This window comes from Tropicimonas sp. IMCC6043 (genome assembly GCF_004146235.1).
Lineage (GTDB): Bacteria > Pseudomonadota > Alphaproteobacteria > Rhodobacterales > Rhodobacteraceae > Tropicimonas.
In genome coordinates, this window is sequence record NZ_SELO01000034.1 from 1 (window position 1) to 9,126 (window position 9,126).

The 9,126-nt window shown below is 65.9% G+C and carries 5 protein-coding genes and 1 pseudogene; all 6 read left to right on the top strand.

Annotated features, from left to right (window positions below):
* Positions 1-8 precede the first annotated feature (8 nt).
* A pseudogene (locus tag EU800_RS20575) lies at positions 9-713 on the top strand (IS6 family transposase); the annotation flags it as partial.
* Positions 714-1,124: 411 nt separating this feature from the next.
* Positions 1,125-2,927: an HlyD family efflux transporter periplasmic adaptor subunit gene (locus tag EU800_RS20580; protein ID WP_165354774.1), complete on the top strand. Its 1,803-nt coding sequence runs from the start codon at positions 1,125-1,127 to the stop codon at positions 2,925-2,927.
* A 16-nt stretch (positions 2,928-2,943) separates the two neighbouring features.
* Complete coding sequence (locus EU800_RS20585; RefSeq protein ID WP_129635278.1) at positions 2,944-5,115, top strand: efflux RND transporter periplasmic adaptor subunit; 2,172 nt, start codon at positions 2,944-2,946, stop codon at positions 5,113-5,115.
* Between the two features lie 39 nt (positions 5,116-5,154).
* A complete protein-coding gene (locus EU800_RS20590; protein ID WP_129635280.1) occupies positions 5,155-5,958 on the top strand; it encodes a SapC family protein in 804 nt (267 codons plus the stop codon).
* A gap of 12 nt (positions 5,959-5,970) precedes the next feature.
* Positions 5,971-7,956: a prepilin peptidase gene (locus EU800_RS20595; RefSeq protein ID WP_129635282.1), complete on the top strand. Its 1,986-nt coding sequence runs from the start codon at positions 5,971-5,973 to the stop codon at positions 7,954-7,956.
* Positions 7,953-8,774 carry an efflux RND transporter periplasmic adaptor subunit gene (locus EU800_RS20600; RefSeq protein WP_129635284.1) on the top strand — a complete coding sequence of 274 codons (822 nt, stop codon included), beginning with the start codon at positions 7,953-7,955 and terminating at the stop codon, positions 8,772-8,774. The genes EU800_RS20595 and EU800_RS20600 overlap by 4 nt, the downstream gene beginning before the upstream one ends.
* The last annotated feature ends 352 nt before the right edge of the window (positions 8,775-9,126 follow it).

The following is a 9,126-nucleotide window of genomic DNA, read 5'->3' on the forward strand; positions in this document are numbered from 1 at the left end:
GTCTTCGGATGACGAAACGCGACCCGTTCAAGTATTTCAAGACCAGCCGGGAAGTCATCCGCCTCGCGGTGATGATGTATGTCCGGTTTCCCCTTTCGTTGCGGAACGTTGAAGACCTGCTGCACGAGCGCGGCATCGACATCAGCCATGAAGCCGTCCGGTTTTGGTGGAACCGGTTTGGCCCGATGTTTGCCTCGGAGATCCGCAAGAAACAAGCCGAGCGGCTGCGTTCCGGTCCGCAGTGGCAATGGCACCTCGACGAAATGTGCGTGAAGATCAACGGCGAGCAGCACTACTTGTGGCGGGCCGTCGATCAGGAGGGCGAGGTCCTCGAAAGCTTCGTGACAAAGACGCGGGATAAGAAGGCGGCATTGAAATTCCTCAAGAAAACAATGAAGCGATACGGTCGGCCGCACATTTTCGTCACGGACAAGCTTCGGTCGTACGGTGCCGCGTCACGGGAGGTCGGCGCGGCGGACCGGCAGGAAACTGGCCGCTGTCTCAACAACAGAGCAGAAAACTCGCACCTGCCTTTCCGACGACGGGAGCGGGCGATGCAACGCTTCCGGCGGATGCGGAGTCTGCAGATGTTCGCCGCCGTTCACGCCTCGGTCTTCAACCATTTCAACTCGGAGCGCAGCTTCTACTCCAGAGCCAACTTCAAGAAGAACCGCGCCGCTGCTCTCGCCGAGTGGCGCGGTCTCTGCGCGGCATATGGGATAGCCATCCTGCCCTTGGCCAGACCGGTTCGAATTGGTCTGGCAGCACCACCGAACGACCGCTTCATCTGTCCGGATGTCATCTTTGCCGTAGGTCGCAAGTTCGCGTCTTGCGGTCCCAAACGCGCCCCGCGGGGGAGAGACCATGGTCTTCTTCCGCATCCGTGCCCGGCGAGGCGAATGTTGGTCGTCTCCTGTACAGCCTATCTGAGCCGGGGAGATGAGAAATCAAAAAAACTCGGTGCGAAAGCTGGATAGGGTGCTAAGGTCGGGGGAATTTCCCGTTTGCCGTTTTCTGGCGCAGATAGTTTTCTACGTTAGCGCGAGCCCAGATTGATGTCGCAGATTGTAAAAAGGACTGATGAGGATGCCTCGCGAACCGGGGAGGCGCCGGTCAGCTATGCAATGCTGGACCAATCTCTCTGGTCTCGGTTCCAGCAGGCCGCTACCTCGGAGGATTTCCTCGAGAGCTGGTTCGCTCTCCTGATGCGGCAGATGCCGGACGGGTCCACAGGCGTCATGCTGGTTGGGGAGGCGCCGGACCAAGGGCCGTTCTCGCCGGTGGCGTCTTGGCCTATCGGCCAGGCCCCCGCGCCGGAGCTCCTCGAGGCCGGCGAACAGGCACTGTCCCGCCGCAGCGGCGTGGTGCTCGGCGAGGGCGGCGCGGGGCGGAGCTTGGCCTGGCCGCTGGAGGTTTTCGAGCAGCTCTTCGGGGCGGTCGTGGTCTTCGTCGGCGAGAATACCGTTCCGACGCCGGAGCTCTTCCGCCGGCTGCACTGGGGCTCGGCCTGGGTGGAGTTGCTTCTGCGACGGGAGCAGGAACTGCAGGATGGCGAGCTGCGCGAGCGGGTCTCCGTAGCCTTCGACATGCTGGCAACGGTGCTGGAGCATTCCGATTTCGACGATGCCTGCAACGCGCTCGTGACAGATCTCGCCCGACGGCTCGACTGCGAGACAGTGAGCGTCGGGTTTCTGAAACGCGGCGGTATGCGCGTCCGCTCGGTGTCCAGCGCCTCCTCTTTCGCGAGGCGGTCGAACCTGATCCGGGAGATTGCGCTTGCCATGGACGAGGCGGCGGACCAGCGGGCGGTCGTTCTCTGGCCGGCGCCGGCGGACTGGGAGTTCCGCGTCACCCGTGCCCATGACGAGCTGGCGCGCAGCCACGCGGTGGGCGCTGTTCTGACCATTCCGCTGCAGGCGCGCGACGAGATCGTCGGCGCGCTCTGTTTCGAACGGCCGCAGGGCGACCGGTTCTCGGCCGCCGACGTGGAAGTCTGCGATGCAGTGGCCTGTGTCGCCGGGCCGGTGCTGGACGAGAAGCGCGCCAACGACCGGCTGCTGCCGGTGAAAATTGTTGAATCGGTCGGGCGGCAGCTCGCCCGGCTGCTGGGCCCGTCGCATTTCGGCGCCAAGCTTTCAACGGTGGCGCTGGCCGGTGTTGTCGCCTTCTTCTATTACGCACAAGCGAATTATGACGTCTCCTCTCCGGCGCGGCTGGAGGGGACGGTGCAGCGCTCGGTCGTCGCCCCCTTCAACGGCTACCTGGCGGGGCAGAACGTGCGCGCCGGCGACGTGGTGGCCGCGGACCAGATCGTCGCCGTTCTCGACCAGAAGGACCTGTCACTGGAGCGGCTGCGGCTGATCACCGAGCGGCAGCAGCGAACCAGCGAGCTCGACCGGGCGATCGCCAACCGCGAGCGGGCGCAGGCCAACATCATCCGCGCCCAGCTCGACCAGAACGAGGCGCAGCTGGCGCTGGTGGACGAGCAGCTTGCCCGCACCCGCATCCGTGCTCCCTTTGCGGGTTACATTGTCGAGGGCGACCTTAGCCAGCGCGTGGGCGCCTCAATCGAACGCGGGGAGACGCTGTTCCGTGTCGCCCCGCTGTCCAGTTTCCGGGTTGTCCTCGAGATCGATGAGCGCGACATCCCGGAAATCGCGCCTGGCCAGGAAGGGACGCTCCGGGTCTCGGCGTTTCCGGAAGTGCCGCTCGCCTACCGGGTCCAACGGGTGACGCCGCTGGCGCAGCAGGCGGACGGGCGGAACTTCTTCCGGGTCGAGGCGGCGCTGCTCGAGGGCAGCGACAAGCTGCGCCCCGGCATGGAGGGGGTCGCACGAACCGAGATTGGCTTGCGGCTACTGATCGTCAGCCTTACCGACGATCTTGTTGACTGGCTCCGGCTCACCGCGTGGAAATGGGCGCCATGATCGGGGTGTGGTGGAGATGACGAACCGGTCCTGGTCGAGCGGCTCGTGGTATCGCGTGTCGGGTTTTCGCCCACGCCTCCGAGGGCATGCGCGCATCTATCGCCACCGCTACCGTGGCGAGCTCTGGTACGTGCTTCAGGACCGGGCCTCCGGGCGCTTCCACCGCTTCACGCCGGATGCCTATCGGCTCATCGCGATGATGGACGGGACACGGACGCTGGAGGAGATCTGGGAGGACGCCTGCACGCATCTGCGGATCGACGCTGTGACACAGGAGGAGCTGGTGCGGCTGGTTGGCCAACTCTACAGCGCCGACGTGCTCCAGGGCGACGTGCCGCCCGACATCGCCGAACTCTCCGACCGCGGCCGGCGGATCCGCCGCCAGAAGGTGCTTCGCTCGGTGTTGAACCCGTTGGCACTGCGGATGCCGCTGCTCGACCCCGACGATTTCCTCGAGGCGACGATGCCTCTGGTGCGGCCGCTCTTCTCGTGGTCTGGCGTGCTCTTCTATTTTTCAGTGGTGATCTATGGCGTCGTGCTGGTGGCGCTCAACTGGGGGCCGCTGACCGAGAACGTCGTCGACCGGGTGCTGGCCACCGAGAACCTGGTGCTGATCCTTATCGCCTACCCGGCGGTCAAGGCGCTGCACGAGCTTGGCCACGCCTGGACGCTCAAGCGATGGGGCGGCTCGGTCCACGAGATTGGGATCATGTTACTCGTCTTCATGCCGGTGCCCTATGTCGACGCCTCCGATTCCATCGCCTTCCGGGAGAAGTGGCGCCGCGCGCTGGTCGGTGCGGCGGGGATACTGGTGGAGATCTTCCTCGCGGCGCTGGCGATGATCGTCTGGGCGAATGCGGAAGAGGGCATCGTGCGCGCCTTCGCTTTCAACGTCATGCTGATCGGCGGGGTCTCGACACTGCTCTTCAACGGCAACCCGCTCTTGCGTTTCGATGGCTATTACGTGCTCTGCGACATCCTCGAGATACCCAATCTCGGCCAGAGAGCGAACCGCTACATTGCCTATTTGGTGCAGCGTCACGGCTTCGGGATGACCTGGGTCGAGAACCCGGCCAACGCGCCGGGCGAGTCGCGCTGGTTCGTTTTCTACGCCGTCGCCGCTTTTCTGTACCGGCTGACCATCACCTTCTCGATCGTCACCCTGGTGGTGTCGCGATTCTTCGTGATCGGCGTGATCCTGGCGATCTGGGCAGTGTTCCTGATGCTGCTGCTCCCAGTGCTCAAGATGGTCTGGTTCCTGTTCACAAGCCCGATGCTCCGGCGTCACCGCGGCCGGGCCTTTGCGGTGACCGGCGGCATACTGGGCGGCATCCTGGCCCTGCTGATGATGGTGCCGCTGCCCTATTCCACCGTGGTCGAGGGGATCGTGCAGCCAGACGCCGAGGCGTGGGTCAACGCCGCCTCCGAAGGGGTGGTCGCCGAGTTGATCGTGTCGCCGGGCGAGCGGGTGGCGGCGGGCGCGCCGATCGCGCGGCTGGAGGATCCGCTGATCGAGGCCCGCCGGGCGCTCCTCGCGGCGCGGGTCATCGAGATCGAACGGCGGCTGGCGGCCGAGATTCACTTCGACCGGACCGCAGCGAAGATACTGGAGGAAGAACTTGCCGCGGCGCGCGCCGACTTGGAACTGACGGAGGCCCGGATCGCCGAACTGACTCTGACGGCGCGGAAGGACGGCATCGTGATCCTGCCGGCGGCGGTCGACCTGAAAGGAAGCTTCGCACAGCGCGGCCAGCGGATCGCAGTGGTGGCTGACTTCACCGACCCGCTGGTGCATGTGGCGGTGCCGGAAACCCGGGCTGACCTTGTGCGCGCCGACACGCGGGACATCGAGCTGCGCTTCGTCGCCCGCCCGGAGCGGGTCTGGCGAACGCGGGTCGACCGGGTCTTTCCTACGCTCACCCGCGAGTTGCCGAGCTTGGCGCTCTCGACCGCCGGCGGCGGGCGTATCGCGCTCGACCCGGCAAGCCCCGAGGGGCAGCCGCGCGCGCTCAACGGGTTCTACCAGCTCGACCTCCGGCTCGAGGAGCCGGTGGATGTGGAGACCTATGGCGACCGGGTCCTGGTGCGGTTTTCGCACAGTGAAAGCCCGCTCGCCGAGCGTCTTTACCGTGGCGCGAGCCAGGTGTTCCTGAAATACTTCGCCAACGGCCGGCGGTCGGGGGCGTGAACACGACACTCAAATTTTCAAGAGGGAAGGAAACGAACTATGGCAACCCAACTGCTGTTCTACGAAAAGGCCGCTCCGGTCACGTTCCGCGATCACGGCGACCTCTCGGTGCGGACTGGCGGAACCTACGGTTTCGCGCGCAAGGTCAACTCGGTGCCGCTGACGGCGGTGGAATTCTCCGCCGCTGCCGCTGCCTATCCGATCGTCTTCGCCGGCGACGACACTGCGGTGATGCCGGCGGTGATCCTCGGCGCGCGGGCGAACGAGAACCTTTTCGTGGATGCCGACGGGCGCTGGACCGGAAGCTACATCCCGGCCTTCGTGCGCCGCTATCCCTTCGTCTTCTCGGCCGCTGACGAAGGCAAGCAGCTGATCCTGCATATCGACGAGACCTTCGAGGGCTGCAACCGCGACGGCCATGGCGAACGGCTGTTCGACGCCGGGGGCGAGCGGACGCAATACCTTCAGAACCTGCTGCGCTTCCTACAGGAATACCAAGGGCAGTTCGCCCGCACCCAAGCTTATTGCAAACGCCTGAAGAATCTCGACCTGTTGCAGCCGATGCAGGCGCAGTTCCGCATCGCCGGCGGCGAGGAGCGGTCGGTCTCCGGCTTCTTCGTGGTCGACCGGGAAAAGCTGAAGGCGATCGAGACCGATGCCTTGCGGCAGATGTTCGACACCGACGAGCTGGAATGCACCTACTTGCATCTTCACTCCCTGCGCCACTTCAACGACATGGTGAAGCGGCTTGCCGATAGCGCGCCGGAGGCCTCGGCCGCCGCGGCCGATACGGGCGACGATGCCGAGTCGGGAGAGGCGAGCCCCGAGGCGGCCGAGGTCTAGGGGCGCGGTCCGATGGACCAGATTGCGGAAGCGGCCTTCCGGCCGCTGCGCCTGGAATTCTATCCGGAGAGGCAGGACCGGGAGGAGGGCTGGCTGTACCGCGTCGAGAGCGCGGTCTCCGGCTGGCTCGGCGGAGCGTCGCAGGCGCTCCGCCCGGCCGCTGTCGGGGTGACGCTCCGGCGCATTGCCCGCGCCGGGCGCGGTCTCGAGCGGCTGCACGACGCTGCGCTCGAGGGCCAGATTCGGGAGACCCGGGTCGCGCTGCGCCGTCATGGGCTGACAGCCGCCAATATCCGCCGCGGCTTCGCACTGGTGCGCGAGGTCAGCCGCCGCGAGCTGGGCCTCCGGCATCACGATGTCCAGATCCTCGGCGGGTTGGCGATGATCCGCGGCGAGCTTGCCGAGATGGACACTGGCGAAGGCAAGACGATCACCGCCGCGTTGGCGGCGGCGACGGCGGCGATGGCCGGTATTCCAGTCCACATCGTCACTGTGAATGGCTATCTTGCGCGGCGCGACTGCGAGACGCTGATGCCGGTCTACCGCGCCCTCGGGCTCACCGTGGCGGTGGTGGAGGAGGGGATGGAGCCGGCGGAACGGCGGGCGGCCTATGATGCCGACATCTGCTATGCCTCCAACACTGAGATCGCCTTCGACTACCTGCGCGACCGGCTGGTCTTCGGCGGCCGGCACAACGACTTACGGCGGCGGCTGCGGCGGCTGACCGGGGACCGGGACCTGGAAGCGCGGCTGGTGATGCGCGGGCTGCATTTCGCCATCGTCGACGAGGCGGATTCGGTGCTGGTCGACGAGGCGCGCACGCCGCTGATCATCTCCCGCCAGTCCAACCCTGAGGATGAGGCGGTCTGGGCCTCGCAGGCGCTCGACCTGGCGCGCAACCTGCGGGCGGATGTGGACTACAAGATTTTGGGCGAGGAACGGCGGGTGCGGCTGACCGACCAGGGGCGCGAGACGCTGGCGCGCTGCACCGCCCGGCTCGACGGCCTCTGGGCCAGTCCGATCCGGCGCGAGGAGGTGATCCACCAGGCGCTCTCCGCACTCTACATCTTCAAGCTCGGCGACCACTACCTGATCCACGATGGCAAGGTGCAGATCGTCGATGAATATACCGGCCGCCTGCAGCCGGACCGCTCCTGGTCGGACGGGTTGCATCAACTCATCGAGGCCAAGGAAGGCGTGGAGGTGACGGGGCAGAATCTGTCGATGGCGCGGATAACCTACCAGCGCTTTTTCCGCCGCTACCGGATGCTCGCCGGTATGACCGGCACGGCGCGGGAGGTGCGCGGCGAACTCTGGTCGGTCTATGGGCTCCGGGTAGCGCGTATCCCGCCGAACCGGCCGTCGCGGCTTCGCTTCTGGCGCTCAAAGGTGCGGTCGCACGCCGAGGACAAATGGGCACAGGTGGCACGCAGCGCCGCGCGCGAGCTGGCAAAGGGGCGTCCGGTGCTGATCGGTACGCGGTCGGTCGCGGCCTCGCTCACTGCCAGCGAGGCGCTGACGGCGGCCGGGATCGAGCACCAGGTGCTGAACGCTGAAAATGACACCGAGGAGGCGACGGTGATCGCTCAGGCGGGGGAGCGGGGGCGGGTGACGGTGGCCACCAACATGGCGGGCCGCGGCGTCGACATCGCTCTGGCCCCCGGCGTGGCCGAGGCAGGCGGGCTGCATGTCATCCTCACCGAGCGGCACGACGCGGGGCGGATCGACCGTCAGCTCGCCGGCCGCGCCGGGCGGCGGGGCGAGCCGGGCTCGGTCGAGGCGATCCTGTCGCTCGACGACCCGCTCATCGACCTATTGCGATCGCCGCTCCGGCGGCGGCTGGCGCGGTTTCCATGGGGCACCTACGGGCTCAGGCTCCGGCTCTTCGACCGAGCGCAGCGCCGGACCGAGCGTGCCCATGCCCGCGCCCGCAAGGACCTCGTCTACCAGGACCGCCGTCTCAACACTTTGCTTTCCTTTACCGGAGGACTGGAATGACCGCTCCCTTTGCCCTCTCTCTCCGGACGATCATGGTGCTTGCGCTTCTGGCGCCCTGCACGGCGCGCGCGCAATCGGTGATCGATTGCCTGATGGATCCCTCGGAGAGCGTCGACCTTGGCTCGCCGGTCACTGGTTTGCTCGAAGAGGTGCTGGTGCAGCGCGGCGACGAGGTCGAGGCGGGCCAACTGGTCGCGCGGCTCAATTCCTCGGTGGAAGAGAGCACTGTCGAATTGCTGGAACTTCGCGCCAATTCCACCTCAGTGATCGACGCCCAACGGGAGCAGCTGGCAATGATCGAGCGGCGCCATGACCGCATCAGCGCGCTGCGCGAGCGTGGCGTGGCGACCGAGGAGGCGCTGGACCTGGTCGAGGCGGAGCGGATCTCGGCCCAGAGCCTGCTGGTGCAGGCCGAGCTCAACCGCGACATCGCGATCAAGGAGCTGGTGCGCGCCCGCGCCGCGCTGGGGCTGCGCGAGATCCACGCGCCGATCTCCGGCATCGTCTCCGAGCGCGCGCTGACCGGCGGCGAGTTCGTCGGCCAAGATGATTACGTGCTGCGAATCGTACGGCTCGACCCGTTGAGCGTAGAGGGATTCGTGCCAGTGGAGATGTTCGGCCGCGTGAAGGTCGGCGACCGCGCCTTGATCACCCCGGCGCCGCCGCTCTCCGGCAGTTTCGACGCTGTGGTAACAGTCGTGGACCGGGTTTTCGACGCTGCCAGCGGCACCTTCGTGGTGCGGCTCGAACTGCCCAATCCGGAGGGCCGGCTGCCGGCCGGGCACCGCTGCGAACTCGCCTTCGTCGACGAGTCCTGAACGGCACGATGAAGCAGAATTGCCGTAGCCAACGAACGGCATGAGATTTGTTTCACAGTATAGGAGATTTTGGCAACTTGTCGTAAGGTCATGGAAGGACCCGGCCATTGGCCGGAAATGTAGCGCGTTTTTTTGTAGCTGGTCGACCTTTTCGCTGCCGCTAGAAGGCAGGCCGGATTCGTATACAAAAAAACAAAATTTTTGGGGGGCGAGAATGGCTTTTCCGTTCGGTGCAACGTCTTTTTTCAAGAACGCTACCCGAGTTGACGCGACGCCAAATACGCGACGCTGGTTTTCCGGGCAGACCCGTCACCGGTTCTTAAGATCACTCCAGGAGATTCGGGAAGGACGT

Excerpts from the sequence above, each read along its gene's own strand:
- EU800_RS20600 (WP_129635284.1), top strand. The coding sequence starts at position 7,953 with ATGACCGCTCCCTTTGCCCTCTCTCTCCGGACGATCATGGTGCTTGCG.
- EU800_RS20580 (WP_165354774.1), top strand. The coding sequence starts at position 1,125 with ATGCTGGACCAATCTCTCTGGTCTCGGTTCCAGCAGGCCGCTACCTCG.
- EU800_RS20595 (WP_129635282.1), top strand. The coding sequence starts at position 5,971 with ATGGACCAGATTGCGGAAGCGGCCTTCCGGCCGCTGCGCCTGGAATTC.
- EU800_RS20585 (WP_129635278.1), top strand. The coding sequence starts at position 2,944 with ATGACGAACCGGTCCTGGTCGAGCGGCTCGTGGTATCGCGTGTCGGGT.
- EU800_RS20590 (WP_129635280.1), top strand. The coding sequence starts at position 5,155 with ATGGCAACCCAACTGCTGTTCTACGAAAAGGCCGCTCCGGTCACGTTC.